The organism is Mycobacterium sp. PTI7 (genome assembly GCF_056679845.1).
The window spans coordinates 4946889-4964045 of record NZ_CM155252.1 but is presented as its reverse complement, the minus strand read 5'-3'; the positions used below and the strand labels follow the sequence as shown (position 1 = coordinate 4964045).

15 protein-coding genes are annotated in these 17157 nt (G+C 69.3%); 4 read left to right on the top strand and 11 right to left on the bottom strand.

The annotated features are described in order from the left end of the window. The first annotated feature begins 8 nt into the window (after window positions 1-8). A complete protein-coding gene (ggh, locus tag AC1MEY_RS24025) occupies window positions 9-1349 on the top strand; it encodes a glucosylglycerate hydrolase (RefSeq protein ID WP_480227872.1) in 1341 nt (446 codons plus the stop codon). 1 nt (window position 1350) lies between these two features. On the opposite strand, the gene AC1MEY_RS24020 is transcribed toward ggh, so the two are convergent. From AC1MEY_RS24020 to AC1MEY_RS23970, 11 genes are all read right to left on the bottom strand, one after another. Then, a complete protein-coding gene (locus tag AC1MEY_RS24020) occupies window positions 1351-1818 on the bottom strand; it encodes a MarR family transcriptional regulator (protein WP_480227871.1) in 468 nt (155 codons plus the stop codon). Between the two features lie 50 nt (window positions 1819-1868). Then, a complete protein-coding gene (locus AC1MEY_RS24015; protein ID WP_480227870.1) occupies window positions 1869-2627 on the bottom strand; it encodes an amino acid ABC transporter ATP-binding protein in 759 nt (252 codons plus the stop codon). Next, window positions 2624-4420, bottom strand: coding sequence for an ABC transporter substrate-binding protein/permease (locus tag AC1MEY_RS24010; protein ID WP_480227869.1), 1797 nt, complete (start codon window positions 4418-4420; stop codon window positions 2624-2626). The genes AC1MEY_RS24015 and AC1MEY_RS24010 overlap by 4 nt, the downstream gene beginning before the upstream one ends. A 48-nt stretch (window positions 4421-4468) precedes the next feature. After that, on the bottom strand, window positions 4469-5149 hold the full coding sequence (locus AC1MEY_RS24005) for a GntR family transcriptional regulator (protein ID WP_480227868.1): 681 nt from the start codon (window positions 5147-5149) through the stop codon (window positions 4469-4471). 49 nt (window positions 5150-5198) lie between these two features. Continuing rightward, entirely contained in the window at window positions 5199-6002 is an 804-nt protein-coding gene (locus tag AC1MEY_RS24000) for an LLM class F420-dependent oxidoreductase (protein WP_480227867.1), read from the bottom strand. Between the two features lie 116 nt (window positions 6003-6118). After that, window positions 6119-8194, bottom strand: coding sequence for a PhoX family protein (locus tag AC1MEY_RS23995; protein ID WP_480227866.1), 2076 nt, complete (start codon window positions 8192-8194; stop codon window positions 6119-6121). A gap of 139 nt (window positions 8195-8333) precedes the next feature. Next, entirely contained in the window at window positions 8334-8474 is a 141-nt protein-coding gene (locus AC1MEY_RS23990) for a hypothetical protein (protein WP_480227865.1), read from the bottom strand. Between the two features lie 37 nt (window positions 8475-8511). Then, entirely contained in the window at window positions 8512-9414 is a 903-nt protein-coding gene (locus tag AC1MEY_RS23985; protein WP_480227864.1) for an alpha/beta fold hydrolase, read from the bottom strand. A gap of 116 nt (window positions 9415-9530) precedes the next feature. Then, complete coding sequence (locus AC1MEY_RS23980; RefSeq protein WP_480227863.1) at window positions 9531-10616, bottom strand: inositol-3-phosphate synthase; 1086 nt, start codon at window positions 10614-10616, stop codon at window positions 9531-9533. A 51-nt stretch (window positions 10617-10667) separates the two neighbouring features. Further along, complete coding sequence (locus AC1MEY_RS23975; RefSeq protein ID WP_480227862.1) at window positions 10668-11216, bottom strand: PadR family transcriptional regulator; 549 nt, start codon at window positions 11214-11216, stop codon at window positions 10668-10670. A gap of 184 nt (window positions 11217-11400) precedes the next feature. Next, the gene (locus AC1MEY_RS23970; protein ID WP_480227861.1) at window positions 11401-12270 is read right to left on the bottom strand and encodes a DUF1707 SHOCT-like domain-containing protein; all 870 of its coding nucleotides are present in this window, start codon (window positions 12268-12270) and stop codon (window positions 11401-11403) included. A gap of 113 nt (window positions 12271-12383) precedes the next feature. On the opposite strand from AC1MEY_RS23970, the gene AC1MEY_RS23965 reads away from it, so the two are divergent. Genes AC1MEY_RS23965 through AC1MEY_RS23955 form a run of 3 tightly spaced genes read left to right on the top strand, consistent with a single transcriptional unit; the run spans window position 12384 to window position 17093 of the window. Further along, a complete protein-coding gene (locus AC1MEY_RS23965; protein ID WP_480227860.1) occupies window positions 12384-12824 on the top strand; it encodes a DUF5318 family protein in 441 nt (146 codons plus the stop codon). After that, window positions 12817-15411 (top strand): transglycosylase domain-containing protein, encoded by a 2595-nt coding sequence (locus AC1MEY_RS23960; protein ID WP_480227859.1) that lies wholly within the window; start codon window positions 12817-12819, stop codon window positions 15409-15411. Before AC1MEY_RS23965 ends, AC1MEY_RS23960 begins: the two co-directional genes overlap by 8 nt. Next, the gene (locus AC1MEY_RS23955; protein ID WP_480227858.1) at window positions 15408-17093 is read left to right on the top strand and encodes a glycosyltransferase family 87 protein; all 1686 of its coding nucleotides are present in this window, start codon (window positions 15408-15410) and stop codon (window positions 17091-17093) included. Before AC1MEY_RS23960 ends, AC1MEY_RS23955 begins: the two co-directional genes overlap by 4 nt. The last annotated feature ends 64 nt before the right edge of the window (window positions 17094-17157 follow it).

The following is a 17157-nucleotide window of genomic DNA, read 5'->3' as shown; positions in this document are numbered from 1 at the left end:
TTGTTCCGATGCCCCCCGATCCGACCTTCGCGCCCACCCAGCTGGCGGCCCGCGCCGCGTACCTGCTGCGTGGCAATGACCTGGGCACGATGACCACCGCGGCACCCCTGCTGTACCCGCACATGTGGAGCTGGGACGCGGCGTTCGTGTCGATCGGGCTGGCCCCGTTGAGCGTCGAGCGGGCGGTCGTCGAACTCGACACGCTGCTCTCGGCGCAGTGGCGCAACGGGATGATCCCGCACATCGTGTTCGCCAACGGCGTCGACGGCTACTTCCCCGGCCCGGCCCGCTGGGCGTGTTCCGCGCTGACGCCCAACGCCCCGGCCGGCCGTCACACCTCGGGCATCACGCAGCCGCCCGTGCACGCCATCGCGGTGCAGCGCATCCTCGACAACGCGCGCACCCGCGGCCGGTCGACCCGTGCCGTCGCCGAGGCGTTCCTGGACCGGCGCTGGCCGGACCTGGTGCGCTGGCACCGCTGGTTGGCCGAGGCGCGCGACCCGCAGTCCCGCGGCCGCGTCACGCTGTACCACGGCTGGGAGTCCGGCATGGACAACTCGCCACGCTGGGATACGGCCTACGCCAACGTGATTCCCGGCGAGGTGCCGCCGTATCAGCGCGAGGACAACAAGATCAACACCGACGCCACCCAGCGCCCGTCGGACCTCGAGTACGACCGCTACCTGTGGCTCGTCGAGGAGATGAAGTCGGCGCGCTACGACGACGAGCTGCTGCAGAAGGTCATGAGCTTCGCCGTCGAGGACGTGTTCGTCTCGGCGATCCTGTCGGTGGCGTGCACGGTGCTCGCCGAGATCGGCGAGGACTACAAGCGGCCCCAGGCCGACGTGCGCGACCTCTACGCCTGGGCCGAGCGGTTCCGTACCGGCGTGGTCGAGACCACCGACCAACGGACCGGCGCCGCAAGGGATTACGACACCCGCGCGGAGAGCTGGATCGCCACCGAGACCGTCGCGCAGTTCGCCCCGCTGCTGTGCGGCGGCCTCCCGCACGAGCGGGAACGGACGCTGCTCAAGCTGCTGGAGGGCCCGCGGTTCTGCGGCCACCCGGACCTGAAGTACAGCGTCATCCCGTCGACGTCACCGGTGGCGCGGGACTTCCGGGCCCGCGAGTACTGGCGTGGGCCGGTGTGGCCGGTGATGACGTGGCTGTTCTCGTGGTGCTTCGCCCGCCGGGGCTGGGCCGAGCGGTCGGCGATGCTGCGTCGCGAGGGCCTGCGGCAGGCCAGCGACGGGACGTTCGCCGAGTACTACGAACCGTTCACCGGTGAGCCGCTCGGCAGCATGCAGCAGTCGTGGACCGCTGCGGCCGTGCTGGATTGGCTCGGCTGAGCTAGTTCACGGCCTGTTCGGACAGCCGCGTGAGCGGCGCCAGTGCGGCGGCGAGCGCGTCGCGCTCCTCGGCGGTGAGCTTGGTGAGCATGGCGGCCAGCGCCGCGCGCCGGGTGGCCAGCGCCTCGCGGTGCTGAACGAGTCCGCGCGGGGTCACGTCGACGAGGACGGCCCGCAGATCCGAGGGATCCCGTGAGCGCTTCACCAGACCGAGCTTCTCGAGCCGGCGGATCGCGACGGTGGTGGTGGGCGTGCGGACGCGCTCGTGGGCGGCCAGTTCCGTCATGCGGATGGGGCCCAGGTCGAGCAGCGTCAACAGGATCGACAATTGCGCGAGGGTCAGGTCTGCGCCGGGTTGATCGTCGCTCTTGTGGGTGTCGCCGGTGCGCCGGAGCACCGAGAACAGCTTGGAGAGCACCTGTTGCAGCTCTCCCGCCAGTTCAGTGACCTGCGGTTCGGTTTCCACCATGATTCGCTAGTCTAACCTGTCAGCGGCTGTCAGCACCCGAAGACTCAGCTTTAGAGAACCTGGGAGAGGAACTGGCGCAGTCTGTCGGTTTCGGCGGATTCGAACAGCCGCTCCGGCGGTCCCGATTCGACGACGCGGCCGTGGTCCATGAACACCAGCGAGTCCGCCGTCGACCGGGCGAACCCCATCTCGTGCGTCACCACGACCATGGTCATGCCGTCGCTCGCGAGGTCGGCGATGAGGGCCAGGATGCCCTTGACCAGTTCGGGGTCCAGCGCGGAGGTGGCCTCGTCGAAGAACATCACCTGCGGTGACATGGCGAGCGCCCGGGCGATCGCCACGCGCTGCTGCTGACCGCCGGACAGCGTGCCCGGCCGCACCTCGGCCTTGTGCCGCAGGCCCACTCGCTCCAGGTGTTCCATGCCGAGGTCGCGTGCGGCGTCGGCGCTGAGCTTCTTCAGCTTGCGCGGCCCCAGCGTGACGTTGTCGATCACACTGCGGTGCGGGAAGAGATTGAACTGCTGGAACACCATGCCGATGCGCTGCCGCAGTTGATCGGGGTTGTCGCCCAACACCGACTTTCCGTCGAGCAGGATGTCGCCCTGGTCCGGTTCGTAGAGCCGGTTCAGGGTGCGCAGCAGCGTCGACTTGCCCGAGCCGGACGGGCCGATCACTGCGGCCGTGGTGCCGGCGGGGACGTCGACGTCGACGCCGCGCAGGACCTTGTTCGGCCCGAACGCGAGGTGAAGGTCGGTGGCGGACAGCGACACCGGCTCGAACGCGGTGCTCTTGGTAGTGGGGGTACTCACACCATCTCCTGGGTCCGGGGCGGACTGGCCGGGTCGAGCGGATCGTCCGGTTCGGTCTGGGTGCGGCCGCTGCGCAGCCTGTTGTCGATGTAGTTGACCAGGTGGGTCAGCGGGATGGTCAGCGCGAGGTAGAAGATGCCGGCGGCGACCAGCGGCGACAGGTTTCCGGTCTGCGCGTTGAGGTCGCGGCCCACCTGGAACAGCTCGCGCTGGCTGGCGATCAGGCCGAGGAAGTACACCAGCGACGACGCCTTCAGCAGCGAGATGAACTGGTTGACCAGAGCGGGCAGCACCCGCCGGATGCCCTGCGGGATCACCACCAGCTGCATCGAGCTGGTGTAGCTGAATCCCAGTGCGCGCGAGGCCTCGAGCTGGCCGGCCTCGACGCTCTGGATGCCGGAGCGGAAGATCTCGCCGATGTACGCGCCGGCCATCAGTCCCAGCGCGGCGATGCCCAGCGGGTAGGGATTGTTGCCGGTGAGACCGCCGACGATCGGCCCGATGCCGAGCCCGATGAGCAGGATGATGACGACCTCGGGGAGCCCGCGGAAGACGTCGGTGTAGATGCGGGCGGGCCAGCGCAGCCACCGCGATCGGGAGATGCCCGCGACCGCGAGTCCCATGCCCAGCACGAGGCCGATGATGCTGGCGCAGAACGTCAGGATCAACGTGTTGGGCAGGCCGGTCTTGAAGAGGTCGGGGATGGCCTGCCGGTAGAGATCCCAGTCGAGGAACGTGTCCTTGAGTTGCGCGAGTGTCGACTTGGGCGCCGGCGGTGCGGCCCGCGGCCCGGCCTCGGCGGCACCGGCGGCGGCGATCGCGGTGAAGTCGGGCAGCTGGGGCACCGGCGCGGCCTTGGAGCCCGGCTTCCACCCGTTCGGCAGCGCGCGGGGCACCCAGTCCGTGTAGAGCCGCGCCCAGGTGCCGTCGGCGATCACGGCGTCCAGACCCGAGTTGAGCGCGTCGATCAGCGGCTTGTTCTCCTTGGCGACCGCGTAGGCGACGAAGTTGTCCAGGCTGAACGTGTTCTCGATGATCTCGGTCGGGTCGCCCGCCTGGATGGTGCCCTGCGCCTGCTGCGACGGGGCCACCCACGCGTCGATCTGTCCGGTCTTGAGGCTGCCGTACAGGGTGTTGTAGTCGGGGAACTTCACCGGATCCAGGCCGAGGGTGTCGACGACGTAGGCCTCCTGCACGGTGCCCTGCACGACGCCGATCCGCTGCCCTGCTGTGAGGTCACCGAACCCCTTGATCGGCGAGCCGCCCGGCACCACCAGCGAGAAGTAGCCGAAGTCGTAACCGTTGGTGAAGCCGACGGTCTGGCGGCGCGCGTCGGTGGTGGTGATCGACGACGACCCCACGTCGAAGCGACGCGATGCCACCTGCGCGAGCAGGCCCGAGAAGTCGGTACCGACGAAGTTGACGCGCAACCCCAGCTTCTCGGCGACGGCGCGGAGCAACTCGTTGTCGAAGCCGGTGAACTGGCCGCTCGAATCGATGCAGATGCTCGGCGGTGCGTCCGACAGGGTTCCCACGGTGAGGACGCCCGGAGTACCGAGGCCCAGCCGGTTGACGTCGACGCTCGCGAGCGGTTCGACGGTGGGGGTCGTGTACTTGTCCGCCCCCGGTCCCTGCGCGGCCTCCGCGAGGTTGGTCGGCAGGGCGCTGGCGCTCTGCTCGCCCGGCGGCGCGCACTGGTCCGCGCGGGCGCTCGGCGCGGCCATGCCGAGGCCGAACAGCGTCGCGAGGACGAGGAACAGGACGGTGGTCTTGAGCAACCCGTCGCGTGTCATCAGGAGAACGTATCGGTCGAGCCGCGACGTCCGCCCACTTACCCGCGTTCAGAACGAAACGGACGGGAAGTGCGAGGGCGGGATCACCCGCCGCCGAACCAGTTCGGTCACCATCGTCTGGCCCATCACCGTCGCGCGGCGGACGCACGCGTCACGCGCGGCCTCCGGCTCGCGTCCGGCGATCGCCGCGAACTCCGCTTCGTAGAGGTCCACCAACTCGGGGCGGTGGCCGTCGAAGTAGATCGACCAGAAGGTGCGCGGCATCAGCGTCGTCGACGCCCGGATGGCGGCCTGCAGGCGGGGCCCGGCATGCCGGTCGTTGACGGCCCGCCGGAACCGGACGGCGCCCTCCCGGAAGCCCTTCGACTCCGGCCCGGCGCGCAGACCGTCCAGCACGGCGCCGAGTTCGTCGGTCAGCTCCGTGCTGGGCCGGTCCGCGGCGCGCGCCGACGCGATGCCGTTGAGCACGCCGTACAGCTCGTGGTGCTCGCGGACGGCGTTCTCGTCGAAGCGCTCCACGTAGGCGCCGCGGTGGTACTGGGTCGACACGACGCCGTCGCGCTCGAGCTGAACCAGGGCCTCCTGCACCGGAACTCGGCTCAGGCCCAACTCGTCGGCGATCTCGCCGCGGTCCAGCCGGTCACCGGAGCGCAGCTTGCCCGTCAGGACCAGGTTCACGACGTGCGTGACCACCAGGTCCTTCTCTTTGACCCCGTACTTCTTGGGCATGGCGGGTGAAGTGTCTCACGCTGCCACGTCCTGGGGAATCGCCTCGCGACTACCCCTTGGCGCGGTCGTCGCGCCAGCGGACCAGCGCCTCGGCGGGGGCCAGGTCGTAGTCCGGGCCGTTGACGCCGATGGTCAGCAGCGTGACGCCCAGGCCGACGAGCGACTCGGCGCCGGCGAGCATCGTGTCGACGTCCTTCTCCGGGACGCCCGACGAGCGCTCGATCGCCGACGGGTCCCGGCCGACGTCGGCGCAGTGCCGGTCGAGTACCTCGGCCTTGGCGGGGTAGGTGCTGGCGTCGGTGAAGCCGTGCCAGATGTGCGCGTACTCCGCGACCATCCGCAGCGTCTTCTTCTCGCCCTGGCCGCCGATCAGGATCGGGATCTCGCGGACCGGCTGCGGGTTGAGCTTGCCCAGCCGCGAGGTGATGCGGGGAAGCGCCCCGGCGAGGTCGTCGAGACGGCCACCGGCGGTACCGAACTCGTAGCCGTACTCGTCGTAGTCCTTCTCCTTCCAGCCCGAGCCGATGCCGAGGATCAGCCGGCCGTCGGAGATGTTGTCGACGGTGCGGGCCATGTCGGCGAGCAGCTCCGGATTGCGGTAGGAGTTGCAGGTCACCAGCGCGCCGATCTCGATGCGCGACGTCTGCTCCGCCCACGCGCCGAGCATGGTCCAGCACTCGTAGTGGGCGCCCTCGGGATCGCCGTACAGCGGGAAGAAGTGGTCCCAGTTGAACGCGACGTCGACGCCGATGTCCTCGGCGCGCTTCACCGCGTCGCGCATCAGGCCGTAGTTGGGGGAGTGCTGGGGCTGCAGCTGGACCGCGATGCGGACGGGAAGGCTCGAAGAAGTCATACCCCTACCCATACCCCTTCTCCCTCCAGTTCTCCCGCGAGCAGACGTGAACTCCCCTCAATCGGGCGAAAACAAGGGAGTTTGCGACTGCTCGCCGGGAGAAGGTGGCGGAGGAACTAGACGCCGATGTTGCCGCCGTCGCGCCACACCGCGACCACAGACGGCCGCGCCGTGCCGTTGCCGCCCTCGGGCCAGCGGGACATCGGATCGTCGATGCTGTTGTCGTCGTTCTCACCCGGGTGCTGGACGGACACCGTGACGAAGTCGTCGGTGATGACCGGACCGCAGGTCTCCGCACCCAGCGGGACGGTGAGGAACTGCTTGGTCTCGCCGCGGTTGGGTCCCTCGAGCGCGACGGCGAACAGGCCGTCGTTGGAGTCCAGGGCGTTGCCGTCGGTGGAGATCCACAGGTTGCCGTGGCTGTCGAAGGCGAGGTTGTCGGGGCAGGAGATCGGGCTGACCTTCGTCTTGTCGAACCCGGCGAAGTACGTGTCGGCCGCGGCGGGGTCACCGCACACCAGCAGGAGGTCCCAGGTGAACTCGGTTCCCGTGTGGTCGTCGGTGATCTCGAGGACCTGGCCGCTCTTGTTGTCGTTGCGGGGGTTGACCGCGTCTACGGGCGCCTCTCCGGGAGCGCCGCGCTCGTCGTTGTTGGTCAGCGCGACGTACACCTTGCCGGTCTTCGGATTGGCCTCGAAGTCCTCCGGGCGGTCCATCTTGGTGGCGCCGGCCTTGTCGGCGGCGAGGCGGGTGAACACCGCGACCTCCTGGGGGCTGAAGCCGGGCACCAGTGACTCGGCCTGCCCGCCGGGGCCGGACTTGAGCAGTGGCAGCCACGTGCCGCTGCCCGCGAACGATCCCTTGGCGGGCAGCGTGCCCGAGCCGTCGATCTCGGACGCGGGAATGTCGCTCGTCAGTTTCGCTACGTACAGCGTGCCCTCGTCGAGAATGGCCATGTTGTTCGCCATCGCCGGGGCATCACGTCCGGGCTGAATCTTCCTGGCCGACACGAACTTGTACATGTAGTCGAAGCGCTCGTCGTCGCCGGTGTAGGCGACCACGCTGCCGTCGCCGGTGACGTAGACGTTGGCGCCCTCGTGCTTGAGGCGACCCATCGCGGAGTGCTTGACCGGTGTCGAGTTGGGGTCCCACGGATTGACCTCGACGACGTAGCCGAAGCGATTCAGCTCGTTCGGCGACTTGGCCGCGTCGAAGCGGGGATCGAATGTCTCCCAGAGCAATTCGGAGGGTTCCAGCTTGACGCCGTAGCGGTCCTGGCGCTCGGTGTCCGCGGGGTTCACCGCGGGTGCGCCCTTGGCCGCGCCGAAGTAGCTGTGGAAGTTCTCCTCGCCGGACAGCACGGTGCCCCACGGGGTGACGCCGCCGGAGCAGTTGGCGAAGGTGCCCGCGACGGTGCGGCCGGTCGGGTCGGCGGCGGTCTTGACGAAGTCCGTGCCCGCGGCGGGTCCGGTCAACGCGAACGGGGTGTCCGCGGTGATGCGCCGGTTGTAGCGGCCCATCACCGGGCGCAGGCCACCCTGCGGTGTGCGCTCGACCTCCACCACACCCATGCCCATTGCGGCGATCTCGATGTCGAACTGCTCGCGCGTCGGGGCGTCGGCCTTATAGCCGGGGAACATGAACTGCGGCGTGGCGTACTCGAAGTTGGTCACCAGGAGGAACCGGCCGGGCTGTCCCTCGATCGGCAACATGCCTGCGAAGTCGTTGTTGAAGCCGAACTGCTGGCGCTGGGCGGCGGCGGTCTGCTTGGTGACGTCGAACATCGGCGCGCCGGGCAGGACCGGGTCACCCCAACTGATCACGACGCCCTGGTTGTACCCACCGGGGATGACGACGGCGTCGTCGCTGTTGGGCGCCACGGCGTCGAACTTCATGCCGGGCATCGTGCGAGGTTCGGCGGGTCCCACGGACGACGTTGCGGCCGTGCCGGATTCGCTCGGCGAACATGCGGCCAGCACCGATCCCGCACCGACGGCGAGCACGGCCACACCGCTGGCCTGCAGCACCGATCGCCGGGACATGGCCTTGACGATGTCCCCGAAGTATTCGTTGTCGCTCGTGTTGGGGACGGGCTTCGAGCACGCGTCGCCACACTTGTACCGGCAGGTGATGTGCTGCCGCTTCGACTTTCCGTCGTGCGACACGAACAGGTTCAGTGGGACGAGCGCCATCGTCGATGGTCCTTTCGCGAAGCGACGCGGTCAGGGCTGTGACCGCGTCGTTCGTGAACCTATCGAGGCGAGGGAAGCATTCGCCGACGAATGGGTGAACGCCCGGGGCGAGCGGAGCGACGGGTGGTTGAACCCAGTCTTAAGCGGGGGCGGGCTCCGTGGCCGGTGCAGGCTCCGGCGGGTCGACCGGGACGAGGCGCTCGGGGGTCTCGTGCGGGGTCAGGCGCTCGGGGGTCTCGGCGGGGGTCAACGGCTCTGCTGGTTCTGCTGGTGCAGTCATGCCGGGGGGCTACCCGAATCGCCGGAAGGCCAAGCGCTCAGCCGCCCAGCACGCCGCGCAGGATCTCGACCAGTGCCCGCGGCTGATCGCCCTGCACGGAGTGCCCGGCGTCGGGGACCACGTGGGTGGTGCGGAAGCCGGGCGCTCCCGCCGCGAATGCCTCGGCGTCCTCGTCGTTGACGAAGAAGGAGTTGGCGCCGCGCACCAGCGTCGTCGGCATGGTGATCGCGGGGACGTCGTCCCACAGTCCCTCGAACCCGTCGCCCTTGCGGAAGGAGTCGTACCGCCAGGTCCAGCTGCCGTCGTCGAGCTGCTTGCTGTTGTGGAACACGCCGCGGCGCAACGACTTCCGGTCGCGGTGCGGTGAGGCCGCGACGGTGACGTCGAGCATGGCCTCGAAGCTGGGGAACTCGCGGTCGCCGCGCACCAGCGCGACGGCGCCGAGTTGCGCCTTGGTCATCTCCTCGTGGCGTTCCGGCGCCGACGGCGTGACGTCGACGAGGACGAGTTCGGGGACCAGGTCGGGTGCGGTGGCGGCGAGGCGCAGTGCGGTCAGCCCGCCCAGCGACATGCCGACGACCAGGCGGGGTGACGGCGCCCACTCGCGGAGCACCGGCGTCAGGGTCTCGGCGGCGAGCTTCGGCCCGTAGTCGCCGTCCTCGCGCCACGCCGATCGGCCGTGGCCGGGCAGGTCGATGGCGAGCGCGGGCACGCCGAGGCCGAGAATGACGGTGTCCCAGGTGTGCGCGTTCTGGCCGCCGCCGTGCAGGAAGACGACCTCGGGCGACGTCGTTCCCCACTTCAGCGCGCTGATCGGGCCGGACTCGATGCGCGTGACGTCGGGGATCCGCTCGGCGCCGATCTGCTCCGCGTTCTCGGGCAGCAGCGCGAATTCGTCGAGGCCAAGGAGTTCGTCGTCTGAGATGTTCGGGTCGACCACGATTCGGACACTACCGACAGCGAAGTGTGCACCCGCAACCGCGCTGAGCGCGGCTACGGGTGCAGAGGTCGAGCCGGGAGTTACTCGGCCTGGCTTGCACCCGAGTCGCTGCGGTCCTACTCGCCGGCGATGAACGTCTCGAGCTGCACGCGCGCGACGTCGTCGGCCAGCTGCTTGGGCGGGCTCTTCATGAGGTACGCCGAGGCGGCCTCGATGGGTCCGCCGATGCCGCGGTCCAGGGCGATCTTCGCCGCACGCACGGCGTCGATGATGATGCCGGCCGAGTTCGGCGAGTCCCACACCTCGAGCTTGTACTCGAGGGTCAGCGGCACGTCGCCGAAGGCGCGGCCCTCGAGGCGGACGTAGGCCCACTTGCGGTCGTCGAGCCACGCGACGTGGTCGGACGGGCCGATGTGGACGTTGCGGTCCTCGATCTTGTCGGCCAGCGAGCCGGTCAGGTTGGAGGTCACGGCCTGGGTCTTGGAGACCTTCTTGGACTGGAGACGCTCGCGCTCGAGCATGTTCTTGAAGTCCATGTTGCCGCCGACGTTGAGCTGGTAGGTGCGGTCCAGCGTGACGCCGCGGTCCTCGAACAGCTTGGCCATCACGCGGTGGGTGATGGTGGCGCCGACCTGGCTCTTGATGTCGTCGCCGACGATCGGCACGCCGGCGTCGGCGAACTTCTTCGCCCACTCGGGGTCGGAGGCGATGAACACGGGCAGCGCGTTGACGAAGGCGACCTTCGCGTCGATGGCGCACTGGGCGTAGAACTTGTCGGCCTCGTCGGAACCGACGGGCAGGTAGGACACCAGCACGTCGACGTTCGCGTCCTTGAGCACCTTCACGACGTCGACGGGGTCGGTGTCGGAGATCTCGATGGTCTCGGCGTAGTACTTGCCGATGCCGTCGAGGGTCGGGCCGCGCTGCACGGTGACGTCGGCCGGCGGCACGTCAGCGATCTTGATGGTGTTGTTCTCGGAGGCGAAGATGGCCTCGGACAGGTCGAAGCCGACCTTCTTGGCATCCACGTCGAACGCGGCGACGAACTTCACGTCGCGCACGTGGTACGGGCCGAGCTTGACGTGCATCAAGCCGGGGACGTTGGCGTTCTCGTCTGCGTCCTGGTAGTACTGCACACCTTGGACCAGCGAGGACGCGCAGTTTCCTACGCCGACAATTGCGACGCGAACCTCGTTCGACATGGGACTTCTCCTTCTTGGTACGGACCTTCGGTTCCGATTCGGGCTATTACTTCAGGGAGTGGTGGTGTCGGGGCGTTGCGCCCCGCGTTCGGCTGCGATCAGGTCGTTGAGCCACTTCACTTCGCGCTCGCTGGACTCGAGGCCGAGCTGGTGCAGTTGCTTGGTGTAGCGGTCGAACGAGCTGCTCGCCCGCGCGATGGCTTCACGCAGACTCTCTCGGCGCTCCTCGACCTGCCTGCGGCGGCCTTCGAGAATGCGCATGCGGGCCTCGGCCGGCGTCCGGTTGAAGAACGCCAGGTGCACGCCGAAGCCGTCGTCGGTGTAGTTCTGCGGACCGGTGTCGGCGACCAGCTCGGCGAAGCGGGCCTTGCCGGTGTCGGACAGCTGGTAGACCCGGCGCGCCCGGCGGACCTTCACGGTCCCGATGGGTGCCACGTCTTCGACGATGAGCCCGTCGGCCTGCATGCGGCGTAGGGCGGGGTACAGCGAGCCGTAGGAGAACGCCCGGAACGCGCCGAGCAGACCGGTGAGCCGCTTGCGCAGCTCGTAGCCGTGCATGGGCGATTCGAGCAGCAAGCCCAGAATGGCCAGTTCAAGCACCCGAATCACCTCCTCCGACGACGGCGCGCGTTTTCGCTACAGCGGTTCAACACCTCGGCCAACTGTATCGCGCCGATATATGTAGCGCTATAGCGGGGCCACATTGGGTTCAGACGGGGTTCACCCGACGCTCACCTGACGGTGGCCATCCGGGCGGAAGCCGCAGACGCCGGGTGCTGCGGGATCAGTCGGTCGCGGCGTCGATCCGCTTGATCGTGCCGTCGCCGGCGAGCGTGATGTAGCCGCTGCCGAAGTCGCTGTTGACGCCGATCCGCAGCGTGATCTCGCCCGGGGTCACCGGGTCGCGGGTGGGGTCGATGCTGAGGTTGACGTCACCGGGCTCGACGTCCTTCGGGTTGAGCCCGACCGTCTCCGGTGCGCCGCGCAGCAGGCCGACGACCTTCTCGACGTCGAACGCGCCCAGGTCCACCAGCACGTCGTCGTCGGACTTGGTGTTGGCGTTCGGGTCGTCGAAGCCGCCCTTGTAGTAGTAGGCCAGGTAGCGGCGGTCGTCGCTCGGATCGGGCCGGTCGAGCACCGCGTAGTCGGGGTAGATCGTGAGGTTGTAGCCCATGGTGTCGCCGAAGCGCTGCCGCATCTGCTCGAGCAGGCCGTTCAGTCCGCCCAGGGACTGCAATTGTCGGGGCGGGGTCAACACCTTGGCCGGGATGCCGTCGGACTTGGCGCCCGGGTCGGAGGTGAAGCTCAGCGGCGACGTCGTGTTGCCGTACAACCCCCAGCCGATCGCCATGCCGAGCACCACCAGCACCCCGGCGACGGCGAGGCGCAGCCCGATGCCCGCGCCCGGCCCGCCCGCCTTGAACGGCGACGGCTTCTTCAGTTCCGCCATCTGCACCGGCGCGTTCGCCATCTGGAGGTCGGAGAGCAGCGACTGCAGATCGCCGAGCGTCTCGGCCGTGGTCGCCAGCGCGACGCGGGTGCGGTGCTCCTCCATCGAGAGCTGACCGTCGGCGAGCGCGCTGTCGAGGATCTGACACGCGTCGTTGCGATCGGTGTCCTTCGCTCGGGTTCCTGCGCTCTGCCGGGTCGCCACGCGATGATCGTAGGAGGTGGGGCGCGGTTCGTGCTGATCAGTTGCCAAATCCACCCGCGCCGCCGACGGGAGTCGCCCCTCGGCCCTGTGGCAGCCGACGTACTCTGGTCATCGTGCGATTGCAGCGACAGGTGGTGGACTACGCCCTCAAGCGACGGTCCCTGCTGGCAGAGGTCTACTCGGGACGCACCGGCGTCACCGAGGTCTGTGACGCAAATCCGTACCTCCTGAGGGCCGCGAAGTATCACGGCAAGCAGAGTTCGGTGTCGTGCCCGATCTGCCGCAAGGAACCGCTGACCCTGGTGTCCTGGGTGTTCGGCGACCACCTCGGGGCCGTTTCCGGGTCCGCCCGCACCACCGAGGAGTTGGTTCAACTGGCCGCGCGGTTCGACGAGTTCGCCGTTCACGTCGTGGAGGTCTGCCGTACGTGCAGCTGGAACCACCTGGTGAAGTCCTACGTGCTGGGAGCCCCCAAGGCTCCGAAGGCCGCCCCCAAGAGCAGGGGCACCCGCACCCGAACGGCGCGCTCCGGAGCGCGCACGGCCAGTGAATAGCGAAGGGCGCCACGACAGGTCAGCCGACGACGCGCCCAAGAGGCCCGCGGCTGACGGTGTCGGTGGCCCGCAGGCCCGACGTCCCGGCGGACACAGCGCGCCGAGCGGACAGGGTGGACAGAAGCCCCCGCCGAGCCGACCCACGACGCCCGCCGGCGGCAAGACCCCGCCGCCGCGCCGGCCGGGTGGTCCCGCCACCCCCGACGACCGACGCACCATGGTCCTGCCGCCGGTGCGCGACGCCAACGACCCGCGCCTGCGCGACCAGGTCGACGTCGTCAAGGCGGCACTCGACGGCCGCAAGCCGCAGCGCCAGCAGTCGTTCGGCCCGCCACCCCCCGGTGGCCCGGGCGGTCCTGGTGGACCCGGTGGCCCGGGTGGGCCGCGCGGCCCGCAGGGTCCGGGGGACTCCGGCAAGGGGTCCGGCGGCAAGAAGCAGGTCAATTGGAAGTGGGTCCGGCGCGGGCTGATCGTCGCGGCGATCGCGGCGGTCCTGCTGCCGATCGTGACCTTCGCGATGGCGTATCTGATCGTCGAGGTGCCCAAGCCCGGCGACATCCGCACCGCGCAGGTGTCGACGATCCTGGCCGCCGACGGCAGTGAACTCGCGCGGATCGTGCCGCCCGAGGGAAACCGCGTCGACGTCGACATCGACAAGATCCCGGTGCACGTCCGCGATGCGGCGATGGCCGCCGAGGACCGCGATTTCTACACCAACCCCGGCTTCTCGTTCACCGGCTTCCTGCGCGCGTTCAAGAACAACATCTTCGGTGGCGACCTGCAGGGTGGCTCGACCATCACGCAGCAGTACGTGAAGAACGCGCTCGTCGGCGACGCCCGGTCCGGCGTCGGCGGCCTGGTCCGCAAGGCCAAGGAACTGGTCATCTCGACGAAGATGTCGCGGGAGTGGTCCAAGGACGCGGTGCTGCAGTCCTACCTCAACATCATCTACTTCGGCCGTGGCGCGTACGGTGTCGCCGCCGCCGCGCAGGCCTACTTCGGCAAGCCGGTGGAGCAGCTCTCGGTCTCCGAGGGCGCGCTGCTCGCGGCGCTGATCCAGCGGCCGTCGACGCTCGACCCCGCCGTCGACCCGGAGGGCGCCCTCGAGCGCTGGAACTGGGTGCTCGACGGCATGGTCACCATGGGCGCGCTGTCCGACTCCGACCGCGCCGCGCAGGTGTTCCCGGTGACGGTGCCGCCCGAGCAGGCCCGGCAGGAGGGGCAGACGACGGGCCCGAACGGGCTGATCGAGCGCCAGGTCACCAAGGAGCTGCTCGACCTCTTCGACATCGACGAGCAGACCTTGAACACCGAGGGTCTGCAGATCACGACCACCATCGACCCGAAGGCGCAGACGGCGGCCCAGGACGCGGTCACCGAGACGCTCGACGGTCAGGCGCCGGACATGCGGTCGGCGGTCGTGTCGATCGATCCGAAGACCGGCGGGGTCAAGGCGTACTTCGGCGGCACCGACGCCAACGGCTTCGACTTCGCGCAGGCCGGTCTGCCGACCGGTTCGTCGTTCAAGGTGTTCGCGCTCGTCGCGGCGCTGCAGCAGGGCATCGGCCTGGGCTACCAGGTGGACAGCTCGCCGGTGACGGTCAACGGCATCACTATCAACAACGTCGAGGGTGGCGGCTGCGGCACCTGCAGCGTCGCCGAGGCGCTGAAGCGCTCGCTCAACACCAGCTACTACCGGCTGATGCTCAAGCTGAAGAACGGGCCGCAGGACGTGGCCGACGCCGCGCACGCCGCGGGCGTCGCCGAGAGCATCCCCGGCATCGAGCACACGTTGAGCGAGGACGGCCAGGGTGGCCCGCCCAACAACGGCGTCGTGCTGGGCCAGTACCAGTCGCGCGTCATCGATATGGCCTCCGCGTACGCGACGCTCGCGAACTCCGGCATTTACCACCGGCCGCACTTCGTGCAGAAGGTGGTGAACTCCGACGGCAAGGTGCTCTTCGACGCGGCCGAGCAGGTCGACAACGGCGAGCAGCGGATCGACAAGGCCGTCGCCGACAACGTGACCGCGGCGATGCAGCCGATCGCCGGGTACTCCAACGGCCACAACCTCGCGGGCGGTCGGCCGTCGGCGGCGAAGACGGGCACCAACCAGCTCGGCGACACCGGCGCCAACCGCGACGCCTGGATGGTCGGCTTCACGCCGTCGCTGTCCACCGCGGTGTGGGTCGGCACCACCGACGGCACGCAGCCGCTGGTCAATTCGTACGGCTCGCCGGTCTACGGCTCGGGCCTGCCGTCGGACATCTGGAAGGACACGATGGACGGCGCCCTCGAGGGCACCGACACCGAGACCTTCCCGAAGCCCACCGAGATCGGCGGCTACGCGGGTGTGCCGCAGGCCCCGGCGCCGCAGCCGTCGTCCACGGTGGTGGCGCCGCCGCCGCCGTCGGAGACGGTGATCCAGCCGACGCTGGAGATCGCGCCGGGCATCACGATTCCGTTCGGTCCGCCGACGACGGTGCCCGCCGCGCCGCCCCCGCCGCCGCCGGGCGTCGACCCGAACGCTCCGCTCGTACCCGCCGGCGTCACGCCGACTGCGACAGCGCCGCCTCCTCCGCCGTGACCGGCGCGGAACCGGACGAGTCGACGACTCCCGCGCACCCACCGGCAGGCACCGTCTCACCCGCGCCGCTCGCGGACGATCTGCGGACGGCCGACGACCGGGATCTGCCCAGCCGCAACGACGTCACGGTGCGCGCGTTGTCGTCGCTCGCCGGCGGCCCGGTGGGCAAGCACGCGGTGATCGGACGGACGCGGTTCCTGACGCCGCTGCGCGTGATGATGGCGATCGCGCTGCTGTTCCTGGCGTTCGGCTACTCCACCAAGGCGGCGTGCCTGCAGTCCACCGACAGCGGAACGGCCGATCAGCGCGTCGCGGTGTGGGAGAACCAGCGCGCCTACTACGAACTCTGCTACTCCGACACGGTGCCGCTGTACACCGCGGAGTTGTTGAATCAGGGCAAGTTTCCGTACAAGTCCAGCTGGATCGAGAAGGACTCGCGGGGCGAGCCGCGGACGCAGTACGACGGGTCCGAGGCAATTCGCTACATGGAGTATCCGGTCCTGACCGGGCTCTACCAGTACGCGTCGATGGCGCTCGCCAAGACCTACACCGCGCTGACGAAGCTCGTGTCGGTACCCGTGACCGCCGAAGTCGTGATGTTCTTCAACATCTCGGCGTTCGGGCTCGCGCTGGCGTGGCTGGCCACCGTGTGGGCGACGTCGCTGCTGGCCGGCCGGCGGGTGTGGGACGCGGCCGTCGTCGCGGCGTCCCCGCTGCTGATCTTCCAGATCTTCACCAACTTCGACGCGCTCGCCACGGCCGCGGCGATGGCCGCGCTGCTGGCGTGGTCGCGGAAGAGACCGGTGCTCGCCGGCGTGCTGATCGGCGTGGGCGTGGCGCTCAAGCTCTATCCGCTGCTGCTCCTGGTGCCGCTGCTACTGCTCTGCGTGCGCACCGGGCGGCTGCGAGAGTTCGGCAAGACGGCGCTGGCGACGTTCGCCACGTGGCTGCTCGTCAACCTGCCGATCATGGTGCTGTTCCCGCGGGGGTGGTCGGAGTTCTTCCGGCTCAACACCCGTCGCGGCGACGACATGGACTCGATCTACAACGTGGTGAAGGTGTTCACCGGCTGGCGGGGCTTCGATCGGGACCTCGGCTTCTGGGAGCCGCCGACCGTGCTGAACGCGGTGACCGCCGTGCTGTTCGTCCTGTGCTGCGTCGGCATCGCCTACGTCGCGATGACGGCGGCCCGACGCCCCAGGCTCGCGCAGCTCGCGTTCCTGGTGGTGGCGGCGTTCCTGCTGACCAACAAGGTGTGGAGCCCGCAGTACTCGCTGTGGCTGGTCCCGCTGGCGGCGCTCGCACTGCCGCACCGGCGAATCCTGTTGGCGTGGATGACGATCGACGCGCTGGTGTGGATTCCGCGGATGCTGTTCCTGTTCGGCGAACAGAACATGGGGCTGCCGCAGGAGGTGTTCACCACCACCGTGCTGCTACGCGACGTCGCGGTGGCCGGCCTGTGCGTGCTGGTCATCCGGCAGATCTACCGACCCGACCTCGACCTGGTCCGGTGGCACGGCCGGGTGGACGATCCGGCGGGCGGGGTGCTTGATCGCGCACCGGACGCGTTCCCGCCCTGGTGGCCGCGGGGGCTGCGGCCCGGCGGCGTCCGGCCGTGGCGGCGACCCGTGCGCGACGAGCTGCCCGAGCCGGAGCCTGCGGCCACCGGCCCGCAGCCCTGACCGCGAGCACCGATTTGGCTGGTCAGCGCCGCTCCCGGTAGGCTGGGCCGGTTGCCGACGCAGG

Coding starts and splice junctions, on each gene's coding strand:
- ggh (WP_480227872.1), top strand. CDS start 9: ATGCCCCCCGATCCGACCTTCGCGCCCACCCAGCTGGCGGCCCGCGCC.
- AC1MEY_RS24020 (WP_480227871.1), bottom strand. CDS start 1,818: ATGGTGGAAACCGAACCGCAGGTCACTGAACTGGCGGGAGAGCTGCAA.
- AC1MEY_RS24010 (WP_480227869.1), bottom strand. CDS start 4,420: ATGACACGCGACGGGTTGCTCAAGACCACCGTCCTGTTCCTCGTCCTC.
- AC1MEY_RS24005 (WP_480227868.1), bottom strand. CDS start 5,149: ATGCCCAAGAAGTACGGGGTCAAAGAGAAGGACCTGGTGGTCACGCAC.
- AC1MEY_RS24000 (WP_480227867.1), bottom strand. CDS start 6,002: ATGACTTCTTCGAGCCTTCCCGTCCGCATCGCGGTCCAGCTGCAGCCC.
- AC1MEY_RS23995 (WP_480227866.1), bottom strand. CDS start 8,194: ATGGCGCTCGTCCCACTGAACCTGTTCGTGTCGCACGACGGAAAGTCG.
- AC1MEY_RS23990 (WP_480227865.1), bottom strand. CDS start 8,474: ATGACTGCACCAGCAGAACCAGCAGAGCCGTTGACCCCCGCCGAGACC.
- AC1MEY_RS23980 (WP_480227863.1), bottom strand. CDS start 10,616: ATGTCGAACGAGGTTCGCGTCGCAATTGTCGGCGTAGGAAACTGCGCG.